Origin of the sequence: Serratia sp. AS12, assembly GCF_000214195.1 — a bacterium.
GTDB classification, from domain to species: domain Bacteria; phylum Pseudomonadota; class Gammaproteobacteria; order Enterobacterales; family Enterobacteriaceae; genus Serratia; species Serratia plymuthica.
The window spans coordinates 106,262-126,690 of record NC_015566.1 but is presented as its reverse complement, the minus strand read 5'-3'; the positions used below and the strand labels follow the sequence as shown (position 1 = coordinate 126,690).

Sequence of the window (20,429 nt, the reverse complement as noted above, 5' to 3'; positions counted from 1 at the left end):
CGATTAATCCCGATCTTCAGGCGACAGGCGACGGCGGCTAAAGGCCTTCAGGCCACGCCACAGCATCAGCGCCAGAATCACCACCACCGCCACCGCAATCACCGCCAGCAACACCGGATGGGTCGACAACGCGTGCCAGATGCGCTCCCACCACGGCAGGTGACCGACATAATAAACGTCGCCCACGCGCAGGCTGTTCACCCCCGATTCGCGGATCACCGCCACCGAGCCAAACACCGCCGCACGCTTGCCGCTGTCCAGCAGCGCCGTGTTCAACAGATCATAGCCGCGCGGGCTGTCGGCCAGCAGCGCCACAATGCTGCGCTGATCGTTAAACGGCGACTGCACGCCGATAATCGCCGACATCGCGCCTTCGGAACTGATGGTGGTCTGGCTGTCGGGTTTGGTGTCCTCCGGCAATACATCCATTGTCGGCAGCGGCAACTGACGCGTTGGCTGCTTCACCCAACTTTGGGTGGCGTCCACCAGCAGACTGATTTTTTTGTCGTCCCGCAGTTCAGGCGGGATAGTGCCGATCATCAGAATATCGGCATCGCGATCTTTGGCCTGCGACCAGTCGTCACTCAGCGTCATTGCCAACGCCGGGTAACCGGTTTGGGCGCCGATGATCCCCAGCGCGTTCAGCATGGCGCTGACCTGCGCCGGCTGCGGCTGTTTGTTGACCAGCACCAGCGTCTGCGACAGGTCGGCCAGACGGCTGAACGGGAAACCGGCATTGGCGAAGGCGCGCAGATCCGGCATCGCCATAAAGTGACGGTAACCGGAGAAATCAATGGTCGACGAACCGTCGATGACCGCATGGTTTTGGGTGAACGAATAGGTCTCGCAACGCCCTTCCGCCCCACTGGCCAACAGCGTGGTGTAATCAAAGTCGAAACGCATCTGGTTGCTGGCACCCAACCGCAGCGCCGGAATATTGACGCTCTTGTCGGAGTCGATCAGCCCCTGGGTCAACGGCAGACGCAGTAGCTGAGCGCCCTGTTCGTGTTCCGGCACCAGCGAATAGGCCTGCACGAACTGGTTGTTCAGGCTAACGCTCAGGCGCGAACCGTCCTGAATGCGCGGCGCGGTATAGCGGTATTTCAGGTGCATATCGATGCCGGTGCTGCGGATCAGGAACAGGTCCGGCGGCAGGTTCATGGTCAGCGAGATCGGGCCAGGCTCGATACCGCTGGTTTGCAGCTGTTCGGCGTACTGCTGCAACTCGGCAAAGGTCATTGGCCGATCGGTGCGCACCCAGTTAGGCGCATCGTACGGCTTGCGCGGCGCCAGTTGTTCAACCTTGTCCACCGTGACGTTCTGGCCGCGGAACAGAATGTTGCCCTGCGCAATGCCTTTTACCGCGGTGATCAAATCGTTGTCATCGCGCCCCTGCACCAGCAGCAGTTTGACGTAGGGATTGTCAGGATGGCTGATCATCTCCACCGTTGGCCCGTTGACCGCCGGGTAATCGCGCAGGAAATCCGGGCGCTGTTTATTGGTGGCGAAGACGATGGCGTGCTGGTCCGGCAGCTTGTTATACAACGTCGGGAACGACTGGCCGCGCCACTGCGCCTTGCTGCCGAACCACGAGGCCAGCATACCCGCCGCACGCTGCTGGGTGAGGTCCGGCGAGCCGGCGAACACCATCGGCAACGTCAGCGGCCGGTTGTCGCGGCTGTCCAGGAAAGGCTCCGGGAAATGCGACAGCTCGTTCTTCAGCGGCAGCGTCTGGAAACGCAAATTCAGCGAACTGGATTTGCTGACGTCGAGCCACAGCGTACTGTTGGCCGGGTTTTCGCAGATGTTCTGGTAGTGGCCGACGAACACCAGCCGCACGCGGTTAAAATCGGTAATATAGCGCGGGTCGATCGCCATCTGGATGCGATTCGGCTTGCCGAGCTGTTCTTTGGTGAGGGTGGTCACGCCCATCAATTCGTCATTGAGGTACACCTTGACGTGCGACTCTACCGGGATCAGCGACGGCGAAGGAGTGAACTCCAGATCGAGCGTCGCCTGCGACACCACTTCGTCACTGCGGACGCCGAACTCAACCTGGCCATCCGGCCGGGTGCCGCGCAGGGTAAAGGTCCCCGGCGGCGGCGCTATCTGGGCAAACGGCAATTGCACGTCACGAACCGGCGCATTCGCATCCTGCGGTGCGGCCGCTCCCATTGGTGTGGTGACCGGTGCATCGGCCGGTACATTTACCGGTGGCGCGACGACGGTCGGCGCGGTGGCGGTTTCAGCCTGAGACAGGGTGCTGATGCCTAAGGCCAGGGCGGTAAACCAGGTTATTTTTCTCGTCATCGTATCATCATCAATGTTAGCGCCTGGGAGCCAGGCAAGTGAGCGGGGCGGTTTGCCTATACCACTGTCTCTTTTTGGCTGAAAGCCGGGTTCCTGCCAACACCGTGCGGGATAAATGACGCTATCCACGCAATCATCGTCGTGAATCCGACCAGCAGGCTGCGCACCATCGGCGGCGCATAGTCCGCCATGCGCAGGTAACCCCGGAAGCCCAGCGCCAGAACGTCGCGCAGGCTTTCGATCGGTTTATCTTCAGGGAACCCGTCCTGCCACAGCGCCCAGGTATCGGCGCGGGCAAAGGTGCACTGAATAAAATCAATATGTTCACGGGTAGTGAGTGAGACCATGCGGATCCCCACCTTACTGCCGAAGGCACGCGTGACCACGCACGGGAAGCTGTATTCCTGCTGGCCGCGTTTTAGCAGCAACGACGCCTTGTCGCCGTCTTTCAGCGCATCCGACACGCGCATTTCAATCCCTACCCCGCCGTCGGAATAGTCGCGCAGCGTGCAAGGGAACAGGTGACCATCGGCGCGGGCTATCGCGGCCGGCATGGCAATCTCCACGCGGTGCGCCTGGCGCACCTGCTTGGCCTCTACCGCCACCGCCACCGCGCCGCCGAGAATGGTCATGTTGTACAGCACCCACACCAGGCTGACGATCACCGTCATGACTTCGTCCGTCGGGCCGTAGACCATCCGCCAGGCGCCGAAGATCAGGCCGGCCAGATTGAGCACCACCAGGAACATGTAAGGCCGGGTAATCACCCAATCGACATGCTCCTCTTCTACCAGCCCGCCTTTGGCGGTCACGTTGAATTTACCCTTGTGCGGATTGAACAGCGCCACCGTGGTAGGTCGGGCGATATACCAGGCCAGCACGGTCTCGTAGATCTCGCTCCAGAAAGAGTGACGGTATTTACCCTGGATGCGCGAGTTGGTCAGGCTGGCATGGATCATATGCGGCAACACATAGAGCGCGATCGCCAGCGCAGGGGCGAAAATGATATAGGCGTGCAGCAGCAGGAACGCCAAAGGCGCGGTGAGGAAAATCAACCGCGGAATACCGGACAAGAAGTGCAACATGGCGTTGGCGTAACACAGCCGCTGCGCCAGTTTCAGCCCCTTGCCGAACAGCGGATTATCCAGCCGGAAAATCTGCACCATGCCGCGCGCCCAACGAATGCGCTGGCCAATGTGCGCCGACAGGCTTTCGGTCGCCAGCCCGGCGGCCTGTGGAATACGGATATAGGCCGAGGTGTGCCCGCGACGATGCAAACGCAACGAGGTATGGGCATCTTCGGTGACGGTTTCCACCGCGATGCCGCCTATCTCATCCAGCGCGCTGCGGCGCAGGATGGCGCAAGAACCGCAGAAAAAGGTCGCGTCCCACATATCATTGCCGTCCTGCACCAGGCCGTAGAACAGCGTGCCTTCGTTCGGGGTCTGGCGGAAACGCCCAAGGTTGCGCTCAAACGGATCCGGCGAGAAGAAGTGATGCGGGGTCTGCAACATCGCCAGCTTCTTGTCTTTGAAGAACCAGCCCATGGTCAATTGCAGGAAGGAGCGGGTCGGCACGTGGTCGCAGTCGAAAATCGCCACAAACTCGCCGGTGGCCTGCTTCAGCGCGTTGTTGATGTTACCGGCCTTGGCATGCTCATGGGTCGGCCGGGCGATATATTTCACCCCCACCTCTTCGGCGAAGGCTTTGAATTCCGGTCGGTTGCCGTCATCGAGGAGGTAAATATTGACCTTCTCTTTCGGCCAATCGATACCCAGCGCGGCGTAGATAGTCGGTTTCACCACCCCAAGATCTTCGTTGTAGGTCGGCACCATCAGATCGATCGTCGGCCAGGTCGCGCTGTCGGCAGGCAGCGGCACCGGCTGGCGGTTAAGCGGCCAGACGGTCTGGAAATAGCCCAGAACCAACACCACCCAGGCATAGGTTTCCGCCGCCAGCAACAGCAGGCCGCAGGTCAGGCTGAGCGGATCGTCCCAGTTCAGCGTGGCGGTGTAGCGCCACCAAAGGTAGCGGCAGGAAACGGTCAGCGACAGTACGATCAGCATCAGCCCCGGCAAGCGGCCCGGTACCCGGCGCACCACCATCGCAATGCCCCACAGCAGCACCACAAACACAAACTGCGCCTGCAAATCGAAGGGTTGCGAAATGCACAGCATGGCGAGGATCGCCGCCAGTACGCCGACAATGATAAACAGCACGCGGCGCATGCGCCGGTTCATCTGGCTCAGGCGTTCCACTGAACGCTGCTCCACCCCGGCGCTCTGCAAGCGGTGCGGGAGCATTTGCAACCAGTTGGCGTAACGCAGTTGCAGGCGGTGCCAGCCGGCGAAATAATGACGGCCCATCGGCGCACGGCCGGTACGAAACAGCAGCAGCCAAAGCCCCTGCAACAGATAACGCAGCCCATCCGCAGGGCGCGGGCGGCTGAAGGATAAATGCGGGAACCAATAGGCGCGGCCGGCGCGCACCCGCTGCCAGTCCGGGGATTCAAAACGCAGGAAAACCCAGCCCAACGCCACCAGCAGCGTGGCGAAGAAGGCGCTAAAGGCCGAGGATCCGTTACGGCGGTAGGTTCGATAACGCGTCTGCACCGCCTGATGAACCGGCGGCACCAGCAACAGGCTCATCACCCGGCTCATGGTGCAGCATCCTTGAGATTGATCAGACACCAGTTGGCCAGCGTCAGCACCTCATCGGCAGCCAGACTTTCCGGGCGGTACTCGCCCAACGGCTGCTTTGCCGCCAGCGACTCGGCCATCGCCTCATCGCGGTGGATAACCACCGGCAACAGGCCACCCAGGGTTTGCAACCACAGCTGATGCAAATCTTGCTGCAACTGGCTGGCAGCGAAATAATGGTTAATCAGGAAGCGGCAGCCTTCCGGCAGCGCCTGTTGATGCAGGCGGATCTGGCAGTTGGCGTCCGGGGCGATCAGCACGAAAATGCTGTCTGCCAGCGCCAACGCCTGACGCGCCAGTACGCTATCGTCCGCCGGCACGTCGAGCAGGATCCAGTGGTATTGACCGCCGCCGACCAACTGCGTCAGCCTATCTTGCCAGTGGGCGGGGGATTGCAGATTCAGTCGTTCCGTGGCCGTTAGCCGGCCAAAAGGAAGAAAGTCGAGCTTTTCGCAATAGCGCATGGCGCCCTGCTGCCAGTCGCCGCCGTCCTGCTCCGCACGGGCCCAGCCGCGCTCCAGCTCAAACGGCGTATTAAAATGCAGGCGTAACAGATTATCCGGCGCGAAATCAATCGCCAGCACCGACTCGCCCAACTGTTGTAATGCCCAGGCGAGCGCCGCCGTCACTGACGTTGCGCCCATTCCGCCTCGCAGACCCTGCAGAGCAATCACTGGCATAAACTAGCGACTCCCCGTTGTCTGCGCCAATTCGGCCAACAGCGGCCAGCGCGTCATCATCTGCGTTAATCGTTCCTGACGTGCAATATCGACATAACTTAATGTCGGCAAAGAAAATGCCTCGCTAAGGGCCAGCAGATCATCCTGAGTTTCTGGCGATGCCACCGCATGAAAGCGCGTTAATTGATTATTCATTCTTCCGCCTTTAAAAATAGGCTAATGTTAATTAACTATAGCAACGTAAAAAAAAGACACGGCCAATAAGATGATTCTTAACAGATATTATTACACAGATTGTCAGATTTGTTATTATTGTTCCAAATGATACGATGACTGACTAGCATTACTCAGTTGGCCGCAACGACACTTTCAACGAAAGTAGAAAAATATCCTATGGCGCAATCTTTCTCATTAGGTATTCGGCAGATTTGGGAAGAACTGTCAGTAATGCAGTCCCCGGGGCTCTATTGGGTGAATGTCGACCGTCAAACTGATGCCAGCCTGCTCTGCCAACAAACCCTGGCTGCCCAGGCCGCAACCAGCCAGGTCGCGCTGATCTGCAGTGGAGAAAAACCCGACAAACTGCTGGCTGAACTGGCCTCCCCCGCGCTGAAAAAAATTCCTCTGTACCAGTTACCGGAAAAAAAAGCGGCGCTGACGCATTTCTGCGATGACCTGATGCGCGCCTTAAAACCGCAGAACCGCTTATTAATCCTGCTGGCCCACGCAAGCCTGTGGCAAACCTTCACCACCGAAGAGTTGCGCGATTGGGCCCGCAACACCGGCAACTGGCTGCGTCGGCAAGGGTGTACCCTGTTGATCCTCAGCCATGGCGGCGGCGTGAATAAACTCAAAGGGCAACTCAGCCCCCAGCACCGCATTCTTAACGGCCTGTCCAGCCTGCAGTGGCAGCAAGACAGCGCGCAATATCTGGTTAACTGGTGGTGCACGGGAAACGGCATCAATGCCAACCAGTTGCTAACGCTGTATGTCGGAGAAAACGGCTGGCAGGGTGACGATGACAACCACCAACCTTCACCCACCTCGATACGCAGCGACGAAGGTCTCTATCTGGCCCAGCAAAGCATTCTAGAGGGCGCACCGCCGCTGTCGGCCCACTGGCAACTGTTGGAAAGCAATGAGCAACTGGCTCAGCACGGCATGCTGACGCTCTCGGCGACGCTGATATTTGCGTTGTACCAAAGCGATGAGATCGATGTGCTGGCCCATCAAATTCACAGCCTGCGCCGCCACCGCGGCAACGGGCTGAAAATCGTGGTGCGCGAGATGAGTGCCAGTCTGCGCTACAGCGATGAACGCCTGCTGCTGGCCTGCGGTGCCAACCTGACGGTGCCGCACGTTGCGCCGCTGTCGCGCTTTCTGACCATGCTGGAAGGCATCCAGGGGCAACGCTTCTCACGCCATGTTCCGGCGGATATCGATGCCCTGCTGAACGGCTTGCGACCGCTGCAATTGAAAGGCTATATGCGCCCGGACGACTTCAGCCAGGCGGTCATTTCGCTGATGGAAAACACGCTGCTGCCGGAAGACGGCAAAGGCGTGATGGTGGCGCTGCGTCCTGCGCCGGGGCTGCGCGCCGAGCAGGCGATGACCCTGTGTCATCTGCGCCGCTTCGGTGACGTGATGACCGTGGTGCAAGGGCGGTTGGTGCTGTTTCTCTCCACTTGCCGGATTAACGATCTGGACACCGCGCTGAAATTTATTTTCCGCTTGCCGGTGAGCGAGGCGTTCAGCAATCGCGTGGTATGGCACCAGGACGTGGATATTACTTCAGAAATCAAACGGATGGCGCACAACGCCAATATTCCGTTAGCGCCGCAGGCCACCAAGCCGTCCGCGCAGCGCCAGAGCACCACAGTGGCTGACAGCCCGCAGGAGCGCCGTCAACCGGTGGCCTTCACGTTGACCACCGGCGCACAGGAGAACAAGCATGCTGAACCTTAACGATATCGTGCAGTTGATCCTGCTGTGCGCGATCATTTTTATTCCGCTGGGGTACTTCTTTCACCGCCGTTTCCCGCGCTGGCGTCAATATTGGCAAAACCTGTTTTTATCACCGCGCTATTTAAAATCCTCCGGGTTATGGGTGCGCGAAGGTTCTTCATCTCAGATTAAGCGTAAAAAACAGCCATGAAGCCAAAAAACAACACCCAACCCGATAACTCACTGTGGCGCTACTGGCGCGGGCTAGGCGGCTGGAACTACTACTTCCTGGCCAAATTCGGCCTGCTGTGGTTCGGCTACCTGAATTTCCACCCGCTGCCGAACCTGGTGTTCATGGCGTTCCTGCTGATGCCGATACCAGCGATGCGTCTGCACCGCTGGCGGCACTATGTCGCCATGCCTGTCGGTATCGCCCTGTTCTATTACGATACCTGGCTGCCGGGCATTAACAGCATTCTCAGTCAGGGCTCGCAGTTGACCGGCTTCAGCGCCCAATACCTGCTGGAACTGGTGACCCGCTTTATCAACTGGCAGATGATCGGCGCCGCCTTCGTGATGCTGATTGCCTATCTGTTCCTGGCCCAGTGGGTACGCGTCACGGTCTTCACCGTAGGGGCGCTGGTGTGGCTGAATGTCCTGACCATCGCCGGCCCGGCCGTGTCGCTGTTGCCCGCCAACACCACCGCAGCCACCACCACGCCGGCAACGACGGCGCCGGCCGCAGCAGGCAGCGATAATGCCCCGACCGACAGCGCGCCGCCGACCAGCGCCAACCTGACGGCCTACCTGAATCAGTTTTACGATAGGGAAAAAGCCCGCACCACTGCCTTCCCGGCCACCCTGCCCGCCGACGCTCAGCCGTTTGATCTGCTGGTGATCAACATCTGTTCGCTGGCCTGGGCCGATATGGATGCGGTGAAACTGCAGAATCACCCGCTGTGGTCGAAGATGGACATCATGTTCGATAACTTCAACTCGGCGACGGCCTACAGCGGCCCGGCGGCGATCCGCCTGCTGCGCGCCAGTTGCGGCCAAACGTCCCACCACGATCTCTATCAACCGGTGAATCAGCAATGCTATCTGTTTGATAATCTGGCCAAGCTGGGCTTTAAAGAGCAGCTGATGCTGGACCACTCGGGCGTGTTCGGCAATTTCCTGAAGGAGCTGCGCGAGCAGGGCGACATGCAGGCACCGCTGATGCCGCAAGCCGGTATCGGCAATGAGTTGGCCTCTTTCGACGGCGAGCCGATTTACAACGATCTGGAGCTGCTCACCCGCTGGCTGGATCAGCAACAGAAGGCCGGAGATACCCGCAGTGCGACCTTCTTCAACGTCATTCCGTTGCATGACGGCAACCGTTTCGTCGGCTCGAACAAGAGCGCGGATTATCAACCGCGGGCGCAAAAGCTGTTTGACCAGTTGAATACCTTCCTGGAACAACTGGAAAAATCCGGGCGCAAAGTGATGGTGGTGATTGTGCCGGAACATGGCGCGGCGCTGGTGGGGGACAAAATGCAGATGTCCGGCCTGCGTGATATCCCAAGCCCAAACATTACCCATACGCCGGTCGGCATCAAACTGGTGGGCATGAAAGCTCCGCATCAGGGCAGCCCACTGCAAGTTAAAACGCCAAGCAGCTATCTGGCGCTCTCAGAGCTGGTGTCCCGCCTGGTCGACGGAAAAGCCTTCACCGCGCCGAGCCTAGACTGGCAAGCGCTGACTCAGAATCTGCCGCAAACGCCGGTTATCTCGGAGAATGACAACGCCATCGTGATGCAATATCAGGGTAAACCCTACATTCGCCTCAACGGCGGCGACTGGGTGCCTTATCCGCAATAAGCGCCACGGCCTACCCCGCAGTTCATTCTCAGGCACGCCTTCGGGCGTGCTTTTTTATGGCTTGCAGAATAAAAAGGATGACTGCAGCGCTGAACCGCCAGTAATTAAACGTCGGGCTAATACAGTGCGATGACGGGCATCATGATTTTAACGATACTCCGAATATAAATAATATTTTTTTAGGATTAGGGTAATAAAACCAATATTTATGAATATATCAGAAATAATTATTCAATAAATAAAGTTAATGGCTCCGGTAATTTCCCGAAAAAAAATGCCGGCGTAAATGCCGGCATTATTATTAATTATCAGCGATAACAAAGTTATGCCGCAGGATTTTCATCCTGATCGACTGCAAAACAAGCCACCATCTGGTCGCCGTATTGCTTAAGCTGCGGTTGCAACTGAGTGCATGGCCCGAAGGCACGACGGCAGCGAGCATTGAATGCACAACCTGGCGGCGGATTCATCGGGCTGGGCAGTTCGCCGGTTAGCTTGATACGCTCGCGGCGCATATCCGGATTCAACCGCGGCGTGGCAGACAGCAGCGCCTGGGTGTACGGATGGCGCGGGTTGTTGAAAATGGCGTCTTTACTGCCCTTCTCCACGCAACGCCCGAGATACATCACCATGACCTCGTCGGCAATGTGCTCCACCACCGACAAATCATGCGAGATGAACACATAAGACAGCCCCAAATCCTGCTGCAGGTCCATCATCAGGTTCAGCACCTGCGCACGTACCGACACATCGAGTGCAGACACGGGTTCATCGGCAATCACCACGTCCGGGTTTAGCATCAGCCCACGCGCGATGGCGATACGCTGACGCTGGCCGCCGGAAAACATGTGCGGATAACGATCGTAATGCTCGGTTTTCAGCCCGACCTTCGCCATCATCTCCAGCGCCTTTTCACGGCGCTCCGCGCTGGTCAGCGTGGTGTTGATCTGCAACGGTTCCTCGAGGATCTGTCCAACCTTCTTGCGCGGGTTGAGCGATCCATAAGGATTCTGGAACACAATCTGGATCTTCTGGCGCCGCAGCTTCTCGGCGGTGACGTCCGGCTTCAGCAGATCCTGCCCCTGATAGTACAGTTCGCCGGCCGTCGGCACTTCGATCATCGTCAGCAGTCGGCCCAGGGTTGATTTGCCACAGCCTGATTCGCCCACTACCGCCAACGTTTTACCGCGTTCCAGGGTGAAGGAAACGCCATCCAGCGCCTTGACCAGCCGTTCCGGGGCAAACATCCCCTTCTTGACCGCATAGTGTTTCTTCAGGTCAATCGCCTGCAATAAGGGTTGATTCTGGCTCATACGGTCGGCCTCCCCGCATCATCCAGCGGTGTGTGACATTTAACCTGACGGCCGGGAATGCTGCGCAGTTCCGGCTCCTCTGCGCGGCAACGCTCATTGGCGTACGGGCAGCGCGGATTGAGCAGACACCCGTTAGGGCGATCATATTTGCCCGGCACCACGCCCGGCAGCGAAGCCAGACGCGCCTTGTCGGCGGCGAATTCCGGCAGTGCGCGCAGCAGTGCCTGAGTGTAGGGGTGACGCGGCGCGCGGAAAATCTCTGCGGCCTTGCCGGACTCCACCACCTGGCCGGCGTACATCACGATGATGTGGTGCGCCGCTTCGGATACCAGCGCCAAATCGTGGGTGATCAGCAAGAGCGCCATATTCTCACGCTGCTGCAACTCCAGCAGCAGTTCGATAATTTGCGCCTGGATGGTCACGTCGAGCGCCGTGGTCGGTTCATCGGCAATCAGCAGCTTGGGCCGACAGGCGATCGCCATGGCGATCATTACGCGCTGGCTCATCCCGCCGGAAAGCTGGTGCGGGTACACGTCCAGCCGCGAGGCCGGATCGGGAATGCCCACCTGCGTCAGCAGATCGACGGCCCGCTGGCGGCGGGTACTGCGGCTACCGCCCTGATGTACCTTCAACGCTTCCATAATCTGGAAACCGACGGTGTAACATGGGTTCAGGCTGGTCATCGGGTCCTGGAAGATCATCGCCACTTCCGAGCCCACCAGTTGGCGACGCTCTTTTTCGGAAATCTTGCGCAGATCCTGGCCGTTAAACTCCAGTTTTTCGGCCATCACCTTGCCGGGGAAATCGATCAATCCCATGATCGCCAGCGAACTGACGGACTTGCCGGAGCCGGATTCGCCGACGATGCCGACCACCTGGCCCTGCTCAATGCTGTAACTGATACGGTCGACCGCGCGGAACGGTGTCCCTTCGTCACCGAAGTGCACCGAAAGCTTGTCTACATTTAATAACGCCATCTCTCTCGTCCTCTGTTACTGCTTGAGTTTGGGGTCGAGAGCATCACGCAAACCGTCCCCCATCAGGTTGAATGCAAGCACCGTCAGCAGAATCGCCACGCCGGGGAAGGTCACGACCCACCAGGCGCTTTGGGCGAACTGCAGCACGTCGGAGAGCATGGTGCCCCACTCCGGCGTTGGCGGTTGCGCCCCCATGCCCAGGAAGCCGAGAGCGGCCATATCCAGAATGGCGTTCGAGAAGCCAAGAGAGGCCTGGACGATCAAGGGCGCCAGGCAGTTTGGCAGAATGTTGATAAACATTTGGCGCATCGCACCGGCGCCCGCCACGCGTGAGGCAGTGACGTAATCGCGGTTCACTTCCACCAACACCGCCGCGCGGGTCAGACGCACATAGTGCGGCAGGGCGACAAAGGTCAGCGCCAGCGAGGCGTTAACGATCGACGGGCCGAAGATCGCCACCAGCACCAACGCCAGCAGCAGACTTGGCAGCGCCAGCATGATGTCGACGATACGCATGATGACAGCATCCACCACGCCGCCGAAGTAGCCGGCCAGCAGGCCCAGCACCACACCCATGATCAGTGACAGCACCACCACCAGACAACCGACCAGCAGTGACAGCCGCGCACCGTACATCAGGCGCGACAGCACATCGCGGCCAACATCGTCGGTGCCGAGGACGTATTGCCAACTGCCCCCTTCCTGCCAGGCCGGTGGCCTGAGCAGCGCGTCGCGGAACTGATCCGCCGGGGCATGCGGTGCCAGAACGCCGGCGCCAATAGCAATCACAAACATCAAAACGATATAAACCAGGCCGACAACGGCCCCTTTGTTGCGCTTGAAATAGTGCCAGAACTCCTGGAACGGGCTCATGGGCTTCGGCGCGCCTTTAACTACAGGCTCAGTGACTTGAGACATTAGAGCGCCCCTTATTTCTTGTGGCGAATACGCGGGTTGACCACGCCGTAGAGCACGTCTACCAGCAGGTTAACCAGAATAATCATACAGGCGACCAGCAACACGCCGCCCTGAACGACCGGGTAGTCGCGACGTTGCAGCGCGTCCATCAGCCAACGCCCCAGGCCCGGCCAGGAGAAGATGGTTTCGGTCAGAATGGCACCGGCCAGCATGGTGCCGACCTGCAGGCCGATGACCGTCACCACCGGCAACAGCGCGTTGCGCAGCGCATGCACCACGATCACCCTCATACGGCTCACGCCCTTGGCGCGTGCGGTACGGATATAATCTTCGCCGAGCACTTCCAGCATCGAGGAGCGCGTCATGCGCACGATAACCGCCAACGGAATGGTGCCGAGCACGATGGCCGGCAAGATCATATGCATTACCGCATCGGTAAAGTCGCCCGGTTCGCCCCAGATCAGAGTGTCGATCAGCATAAAGCCGGTCAGCGGCAAGCTGTCATCGAGGAACACCGTATCGCTGACGCGCCCTGATACCGGCGTCAGGTTTAGCTGCACCGACACCAGCATGATCAGCATCATGCCCCACCAGAAAATCGGCATCGAATAGCCGGTCAGCGAAATGCCCACCGCGGTATGATCGAATATCGACCCCCGCCGGACCGCCGCCAGCACCCCTACCGGAATGCCCACCAACACGGCAAAGATCATCGCGCAGAAACCGAGCTCCAACGTGGCTTTAAAGCGTGGAACAAACTCTTCCCACACCGAGATGCGGCTTTTGAGGGAGGTACCCAAATCGCCATGCAGCACGTTGGATACGTAATGGAAGTATTGTTGATAGAGCGGTTTATCCAGTCCCATTTCCGCCATCAACTGCGCATGGCGTTCTGCGGAGATCCCGCGTTCCCCGGCCATGATGGTCACCGGGTCACCCGGGATCATATGGACGAATGCAAAAGTCAGCAAAGTTATGCCGATAAACGTTGGGATAACTAACCCCAAACGTCGGAGTATGAACTGCAACATATCCCGAACTCTCTGTATCAATGCCCGGCAGCTCATCGTCCGCCAGGCTTATTAAAGCTCACACACTTTGAACAACCCTGATGCCATACGCCGGGGACGACTCAGCAGAAGCGCAACCTGTTGCGCCCCTGCCAAGTCCTTTTGTGCACCCCGGCCGAAGGGCCAGAATTAATCTAGAGAGACATTCTCAAAGTGATGCTTGCCAAGCGGATCCACGACGTAGCCTTTCACTTCTTTACGCACGGGCTCATAAACGGTGGAGTGGGCAACAATCAGCGCCGGAGCCTGATCGTGCATCACGACCTGAGCCTGTTTGTACAGTTCTACGCGTTTGTCGTGGTTCGGTTCGGCGCGCGCCGGCTGAATCAGATCTTCAAACGGCTTGTAGCACCAGCGGGAGTAGTTGGAGCCGTCTTTCGCTGCGGCGCAGCTGTACAGCGTGGCGAAGAAGTTATCCGGATCCCCGTTGTCGCCGGTCCAGCCCATCATCACCGTCTGATGTTCGCCCGCCTTGGCGCGCTTGAGGTATTCACCCCACTCATAGGTCACGATTTTGGCTTTCACGCCGATTTTCGCCCAGTCGTTCTGGATCATTTCAGCCATGCGACGCGCGTTCGGGTTATACGGACGCTGTACCGGCATCGCCCACAGATCGATGGCGAAACCGTCAGCCATGCCGGCTTCTTTCAGCAGTTCTTTGGCCTTGACCGGATCGTAAGTGTAATCCTTCACCGCGTCGTTATAGCCCCACATGGTCGGTGGGATCAGGTTCTTGGCCGCCTGGCCTGCCCCCTGATACACCGCGTCGATGATCGCCTGCTTGTTGACCGCCAGGGTCAGCGCCTGACGCACTTTCAGGTTATCCAGCGGTTTTTTCTCGACGTTGAACGCCAGGTAGCCGACGTTCAACCCCGGTTTTTCCATCAGGTTGATGGTTTTGTCCTGCTTCATGCGAGCGATGTCAGCCGGATTCGGGTACGGCATTACCTGGCACTCGTTTTTCTGCAGTTTGGCGTAACGCACGGAAGCGTCAGGCGTAATGGAGAAGACTAAACGATCGATCTTCGGCTTGGTGCCCCAGTAGCCTTCGAACGCCTTGTACAGGATTTTCGAGTCTTTCTGGTATTGCAGCAGCTGGAACGGGCCGGTACCGACCGGATTCAGGTCCACTTTTTCCGGCGTGCCGGCTTTCATCATGTTATCGGCGTATTCGGCTGACAGGATGGACGCGAAGTCCATGCCCAGATCGGCCAGGAACGGCGCTTCCGGGCGGTTCAACACGAAGCGCACGGTGTTATCGTCCACTTTCTCGATTTTTGCGATCAGCTTCGGCATGTCCATGCCTTCAAAGTACTCATAGCTACCGCCGGAGACTTTGTGATAGGCGTTATTCGCGTCCAGCTGGCGTTCGAACGAGAACACCACGTCGTCGGCGTTAAAATCGCGGGTCGGTTTGAAATCTTTGCTGCTCTGCCACTTCACACCTTTACGCAGGTGGAAAGTGTAGGTTTTGCCGTCTTCGCTGACGTCCCATTTTTCGGCCAGGCCCGGCTCCAGTTCGGTGGTGCCGATTTTGAATTCGACCAAACGGTTATAGATGGGCACCGAGCTGGCGTCATAGGTGGTACCCGAGGTGAACAACTGCGGGTTGAACCCTTCCGGGGACCCTTCAGAACAGTAAACCAACGTTTTGGCTTGCACGCTGGCCGCTACGGTCAACGCAATCAGCCCAATCCCGAATTTCAGAATCCCTGTTTTTCCCAAGGAACTTGTCATCGCTGTGCTCCGTTATGTGATGTGATGTGTGTATTACTGCCAGACCCTATATTTTTTATTGCACGGCCTGTGCAGTCAGTGCCCGAAGGCTGAAGGGATAATCGCGCGTGAGAGCCGGGGGGAACGTATCCCGGCGGGGCGTCTGAGCGCGTGGAATTCACTCAAACAACTCTAGCTCCTACCCCTGAGACTACCAAATTGCCAACTGTTTGGGGTGTCGTCAATATAACCAGTGGGGATTTACACAGACTGTGAGAAACAGCAAACAAACATAAAAAAAACCTTTTTTTAACACTTACAGCATTAAAAATTATGCTATACGATCATTTTTAGCTCGTTAGGCTGCTCTGTGGAAAATTATTGGTATTTAACTCCGAGAAAAAACTAAAAAAGTTTGTTGCCGAATGATGAATATCTGAACGGTTATTTTTGTTATCTGCGTTAAAAACAGGACGAAATGCTGATTACTTACTCGAAAGGGTGAGGTGAAGTTGTCCTTTTTGAGCGCTATGGCACCACAAACTGTGCGGCGTAAAAAAACTTTCGTCTGTCAAAAAGCCGGGGGCGAAAGGATATCCCCCGGCGACGTGCTACAACCGAATTATTGCGTGCCGGCGCTATTGCCCAGGCTGGTATTCATATTGTTCAGAATATCCCCGTTGTCGGCGTCAATTTCCCAAGAGAACAATCCCCCCAACTGCTTATCCAGCACATACTTGCCTTTCGCCTGCACCGAGCGCGGATCGTCGAAGGTGATCAGGTCGCCGGTAGACGGCTTGAACACATAAGGCGCTTCTGCGGTGGCATCATAGTTGTACTGCCATTCGCCGCTCATAAACTCGTTGGCGATTTGACGGTAATCCACGATGCCATTTTCCCAGGTGCCTTTCACCGGCCCGGTGGCGGTGCCGGTAAACGGATTGTTGTTCTGGTAACCGCTCACGCCGGTCCAGCCACGGCCGTACTTGGCCGCACCCACCACAATTTTGCCCGGCTTCACGCCCTGCGCCAGCAACGCATTGACGCCGTTAACCGTGGTATAAGCCGTGTCCGGTTTCCAGGCCGGCGCTTTCAGCGCGGTCTGGTGGCCCAGATTTTTCAGATCAAAAGCGCCGTAGAAGTCGTAGCTCATCAGGAAGATGTGATCCATCGAGTTCTGCGCGGTGTTGTAATCCACTTTGTCGATCTTGTCCTTACCGGCGCTGATGGCGGAGGTCAGCTCATACTTGCGACCGGTTTCCGCCGAAAGCTGATCCAGCATGGCACGCAGATCTTTCATCAACTGCACATAGGTCGCCCCGTCCTGCGCACTGCCCAGTTTCGGGTTAGCGCCCTGCCCGCCCGGGAATTCCCAGTCGATATCCACACCGTCAAAGAACTTCCAGGTCTGCAGGAACTCTTTCACCGAACCGACGAAGCGATCTCGCTTCACCTTATCACCCATAAAGAAGAACGGGTCGGACAGTGTCCAGCCGCCGATAGACGGCAGGATTTTCAGATCGGGGCGCGCCTGTTTGAGCGCCATCAACTGACCGAAGTTGCCTTTGTAGGGGTCATCCCAGGCGGTGACGCCCTTTTGCCCTTTCTGCAGCGCGGCAAACGGATCGTGGATCGACACTTTAAAGTCTTCGCGGCCCTGGCAGGAACGTTGCAGCGCCTGGAAACTGCCTTCGATCTCTTTCAGACTGTCGTTAATGCCGTCACCGCCGCAGACCGGGATAAACCCGTACAGCAAATGCGTCAGGTTCTGGGCCGGGATTTTATCGACGGTGAAATTACGGTTATAAACGCCCCATTCAACGAAATAAGAACCGACGACTTTTCCGGAGTCTTGTTTATAAGGTTTATTTTTTTCCAGCAACGGTTCTTTTAACGGCGCCAAATGGCTGCCGTCGGTATCCGCTACCACAATTTCTGTCGCATCGCTGGCAGTGCAGCCATCGGCATTGCATAATGCCACCTGCATTTGATAACGACCGCCCTTATTAACCTTAAAGTTTGCCGTACCCGAAGCGCCGGTCGATGCACCGCTCCAGACTTCCTTGCCGTTTAATAACACTTTTGCCGTGGTACCGGTATCGCCATTCCATAAATTCCATGAAACGGAAACATCCGCGGCGGTTTTTACTTTCACCAGATTATTATAAGCCGTCGCCGCCTGATCAACCTCGACAATGGCGAATTTGGTATTGCCCCAGGCCAGCGTGGGCTTGCCCGGCACGGCAGCCTGCGCCGCAGAACACAGCGTGCTGCCGATCAGCAACGCCAACAGCGGTTTATTAAATTTGCGCATAACTGATTCCTTTATTCCGAGAGGATAAACGTAAAAGAGTTAATGACGGCCGCCTATTGCCGGAGCAAAATAATTCCGCAATAATCTTGGCCGATTAAAGTAAAAAACATTAAATATCTTGCCACACAGCGGGAATTAATTACTTCCGCTGTATGTATTCAGACTATAGATAAAACTGCCGACAACACAATAGCGCTATCAACCGGGTTTTATTGGGCAACGGTGAATTTATTTAAATATGAATAACAGAAGTAGCCAGGAATAAAGAGAGTGAATTAATTAATGAGAAAGGATGAATATTTTTTATGGAATTGATGTCATAGTTGACATCAAAATAAATTTGTTAGTGAAGTAAACCAGCTAAGGAGGCCGCAATGAGCATTCTGATGGTAAATGTACTGCCTGCCGAACAGGCGATCAACAGGCTTAAAACCGATTTTTCCAAAGCGTTATCTGGCGCGGATATGGGAAGCGTGCTGACATTTCCAGATATCGAAACAATGACCTATGTTTTGCTGAACACTAACCGCATGGCGCTTATCAGAGAAATGACCGGTGCTGAGGCGATGTCAATCCGCGAACTTTCCAGGCGGGTAAGCCGGGATTTCAACGCTGTGCATACGGATGTTCAAGCGCTACTGAATGCCTGTGTTTTAGAGAAGAAAGGTACGAAGATTGTGTTCCCTTACGACGAAATACATTTCGAATTCGTGTTCGGTAAGGCCGCCTGAACGGCACAAACTGCAGCCGAAAAAAACCTGCTTTAAAAAGCAGGTTTCTTAAATGTGGTCGGCGAGAGAGGATTACGCGCATCTTCGATGCTTGCCCTGCGGGCCGTTGCTAAAGCAACGTGGTCTCGCTACGTTCGGCTCAAACCTCCTTCGGAGGTTACAGACTGCCAACAAAGCCCGTTATTAGGGAGAGTGTACCGAAGGGGTCGTAGCGGCTTGCCGCCGGAGCGCCCCTCGGTGCGCTAGGCCCGGGTATCTCGGGCTCAAAGGCAACGTTGTCATCAACCTCAAACCTCCTTCGGAGGTTCTCATCCTCTTGAACAACGGACGAAAAAAAACCTGCTTAAAAAGCAGGTTTCTTAAATGTGGTCGGCGAGAGAGGATTCGAACCTCCGACCCACTGGTCCCAAACCAGTTGCGCTACCAAGCTGCGCTACTCGCCGATGGGGGCGCATGTTACTGCCGGCCATCATAGGCGTCAATGACTTTTTCAATCGCGCCCGTCAAGTGGCGATAAAAACGGCATAAAGCGCTGCGCCAGAGCCTGTGCAGCGCTTTTGCGTTATGCCTTGGCGGTATTCAGCGCCGGCGACTGGGCGCGCAGGAACGGCAACAGGAACAGCGCGGACAGGCAGGCGGCGATGGAAATCACCACGAAGAAACCGTTCCAGTGCCAGATTTCCATCACCCGGGCGATCGGATAGCCGGACAGCGCCGCGCCAAGGTAAGCGAACAGGCCGACAAAACCGGTCGCCGCGCCAGCGGCATCCTTGTGCGAACATTCCGCCGCCGCCATGCCGATCAGCATCTGCGGGCCAAAGATGAAGAAGCCAATGGCAAAGAAGCAGGCAGCCTGCAACAGGAAGGTAACGCCCGGCATGATCCACAGCGCCGCCACCGACAGGAAGATACCGATGGCGAAGATCAGGTTCATCGGCCCACGATTGCCGCGGAACAGCTTGTCAGAGCCCCACCCCGCCACCAGAGAGCCAATAAATCCGCCCACTTCGAACAGCGAGATCGCCGAGTTGGCGGTCATCAGCGTGTAGCCTTTTTCCTGCGTCAGGTACAAGTTACCCCAGTCGTTGATCGCGGTACGCACGATGTACACCAGCACGTAAGAGACCGCCAGCAGCCAGATGTACTTGTTGGTCAGCACATAGCGCTTGATGATTTCCCGGTTGGTCAGCCCCTGGCCTTCCGATTCCTGCACCAGCTCCATGGCGTCGTTGCGCCATTTGCCGACGCTGGGCAGGCCCATGGTGGACGGCTTGTCACGCAGGCGCCAGCACATCAGCAGGCCCAGCACCACACCGATGATGCCCGGAATGATCATGCCGTAGCGCCAGCTGAAGTGCAGTGAGATAAAGCCGACCAGCAGCGGGATCAGCGCGCCGCCAAAGTTGTGCGAGGTGTTCCAAATAGCCCACCAGCCACCGCGCTCGGAGCGCGAGTACCAACTGGTAAGAATTTTGGAGCACGGCGGCCAGCCCCAGCCCTGGAAGAAGGCATTGAGGATCCACAACGTGCCCAGCATCATCAGCGAAGAGCTGAGACCGAAGAAGATGTTGAGTATCCCGGTCATGATCAGGCCCAACCCCATGAAATAGCGTGGGTTCGAGCGATCGCTGATCATACCGGAGATAAACTTCGAACAGCCGTAGGTAATGTAAAACAGCGTGCCCAGGATGCCGACATCGGACATCGTCAGGCCAAGATCGCTCAGCATTGCCGGCATGATGAAGTTGAAGCTTTTGCGCGTGAAGTAAAACGCGGCATAGCCGATGTACATCGTCCACATCAGTTGGATACGCCAGTATTTATAGCTGGCATCGATCTGTTTTTGATCGGTGACCTGCGGCACATCCTGACGGCTTTTAAGGAAAGACCACATGTG

15 protein-coding genes, 1 tRNA gene and 1 other RNA gene are annotated in these 20,429 nt (G+C 57.2%); 4 read left to right on the top strand and 13 right to left on the bottom strand.

The annotated features are described in order from the left end of the window. Window positions 1-3: 3 nt before the first annotated feature. The 4 genes from bcsB to bcsR are packed head-to-tail and all read right to left on the bottom strand — an operon-like array spanning window position 4 to window position 5,884. A complete protein-coding gene (gene bcsB / locus SERAS12_RS00550; RefSeq protein ID WP_013811024.1) occupies window positions 4-2,310 on the bottom strand; it encodes a cellulose biosynthesis cyclic di-GMP-binding regulatory protein BcsB in 2,307 nt (768 codons plus the stop codon). Between the two features lie 56 nt (window positions 2,311-2,366). Continuing rightward, entirely contained in the window at window positions 2,367-4,970 is a 2,604-nt protein-coding gene (bcsA, locus tag SERAS12_RS00545) for a UDP-forming cellulose synthase catalytic subunit (RefSeq protein ID WP_013811023.1), read from the bottom strand. Then, window positions 4,967-5,689 carry a cellulose biosynthesis protein BcsQ gene (gene bcsQ / locus SERAS12_RS00540; RefSeq protein WP_013811022.1) on the bottom strand — a complete coding sequence of 241 codons (723 nt, stop codon included), beginning with the start codon at window positions 5,687-5,689 and terminating at the stop codon, window positions 4,967-4,969. Before bcsQ ends, bcsA begins: the two co-directional genes overlap by 4 nt. Window positions 5,690-5,692: 3 nt before the next feature. After that, window positions 5,693-5,884, bottom strand: a complete 192-nt coding sequence (gene bcsR, locus SERAS12_RS00535) for a cellulose biosynthesis protein BcsR (protein WP_013811021.1) — start codon at window positions 5,882-5,884, stop codon at window positions 5,693-5,695. Window positions 5,885-6,082: 198 nt separating this feature from the next. On the opposite strand from bcsR, the gene bcsE reads away from it, so the two are divergent. The 3 genes from bcsE to bcsG are packed head-to-tail and all read left to right on the top strand — an operon-like array spanning window position 6,083 to window position 9,493. Then, complete coding sequence (gene bcsE, locus SERAS12_RS00530; RefSeq protein ID WP_013811020.1) at window positions 6,083-7,654, top strand: cellulose biosynthesis protein BcsE; 1,572 nt, start codon at window positions 6,083-6,085, stop codon at window positions 7,652-7,654. Next, complete coding sequence (bcsF, locus tag SERAS12_RS00525) at window positions 7,641-7,844, top strand: cellulose biosynthesis protein BcsF (protein WP_013811019.1); 204 nt, start codon at window positions 7,641-7,643, stop codon at window positions 7,842-7,844. Before bcsE ends, bcsF begins: the two co-directional genes overlap by 14 nt. Continuing rightward, window positions 7,841-9,493, top strand: coding sequence for a cellulose biosynthesis protein BcsG (gene bcsG, locus SERAS12_RS00520; protein ID WP_013811018.1), 1,653 nt, complete (start codon window positions 7,841-7,843; stop codon window positions 9,491-9,493). Before bcsF ends, bcsG begins: the two co-directional genes overlap by 4 nt. 323 nt (window positions 9,494-9,816) lie before the next feature. Here bcsG and dppF read toward each other — a convergent pair whose 3' ends face one another. The 6 genes from dppF to SERAS12_RS00490 all read right to left on the bottom strand — a co-directional run bounded on the left by dppF (window position 9,817) and on the right by SERAS12_RS00490 (window position 17,801). Next, window positions 9,817-10,806 (bottom strand): dipeptide ABC transporter ATP-binding subunit DppF, encoded by a 990-nt coding sequence (gene dppF / locus SERAS12_RS00515; protein WP_013811017.1) that lies wholly within the window; start codon window positions 10,804-10,806, stop codon window positions 9,817-9,819. After that, window positions 10,803-11,783, bottom strand: a complete 981-nt coding sequence (gene dppD, locus SERAS12_RS00510) for a dipeptide ABC transporter ATP-binding protein (protein ID WP_013811016.1) — start codon at window positions 11,781-11,783, stop codon at window positions 10,803-10,805. Before dppD ends, dppF begins: the two co-directional genes overlap by 4 nt. Window positions 11,784-11,798: 15 nt before the next feature. Continuing rightward, window positions 11,799-12,701 carry a dipeptide ABC transporter permease DppC gene (gene dppC / locus SERAS12_RS00505; protein ID WP_013811015.1) on the bottom strand — a complete coding sequence of 301 codons (903 nt, stop codon included), beginning with the start codon at window positions 12,699-12,701 and terminating at the stop codon, window positions 11,799-11,801. Window positions 12,702-12,712: 11 nt separating this feature from the next. Next, the gene (dppB, locus tag SERAS12_RS00500) at window positions 12,713-13,732 is read right to left on the bottom strand and encodes a dipeptide ABC transporter permease DppB (protein WP_013811014.1); all 1,020 of its coding nucleotides are present in this window, start codon (window positions 13,730-13,732) and stop codon (window positions 12,713-12,715) included. A 168-nt stretch (window positions 13,733-13,900) separates the two neighbouring features. Then, window positions 13,901-15,508, bottom strand: coding sequence for a dipeptide ABC transporter periplasmic-binding protein DppA (gene dppA, locus SERAS12_RS00495; protein WP_013811013.1), 1,608 nt, complete (start codon window positions 15,506-15,508; stop codon window positions 13,901-13,903). A gap of 601 nt (window positions 15,509-16,109) precedes the next feature. After that, a complete protein-coding gene (locus SERAS12_RS00490) occupies window positions 16,110-17,801 on the bottom strand; it encodes a glycosyl hydrolase family 18 protein (protein WP_013811012.1) in 1,692 nt (563 codons plus the stop codon). A 374-nt stretch (window positions 17,802-18,175) separates the two neighbouring features. Here SERAS12_RS00490 and SERAS12_RS00485 point away from each other — a divergent pair, with 374 nt between their 5' ends. Then, window positions 18,176-18,532, top strand: a complete 357-nt coding sequence (locus SERAS12_RS00485) for a hypothetical protein (protein WP_013811011.1) — start codon at window positions 18,176-18,178, stop codon at window positions 18,530-18,532. Window positions 18,533-18,587: 55 nt separating this feature from the next. On the opposite strand, the gene SERAS12_RS25200 is transcribed toward SERAS12_RS00485, so the two are convergent. The 3 genes from SERAS12_RS25200 to SERAS12_RS00475 form a co-directional block, all read right to left on the bottom strand. Continuing rightward, window positions 18,588-18,716: non-coding RNA, RtT sRNA (locus SERAS12_RS25200), on the bottom strand. Window positions 18,717-18,898: 182 nt separating this feature from the next. After that, a tRNA-Pro gene (locus SERAS12_RS00480) sits at window positions 18,899-18,975 on the bottom strand. Between the two features lie 119 nt (window positions 18,976-19,094). Then, the gene (locus SERAS12_RS00475; protein WP_013811010.1) at window positions 19,095-20,426 is read right to left on the bottom strand and encodes an MFS transporter; all 1,332 of its coding nucleotides are present in this window, start codon (window positions 20,424-20,426) and stop codon (window positions 19,095-19,097) included. Window positions 20,427-20,429 lie beyond the last annotated feature (3 nt).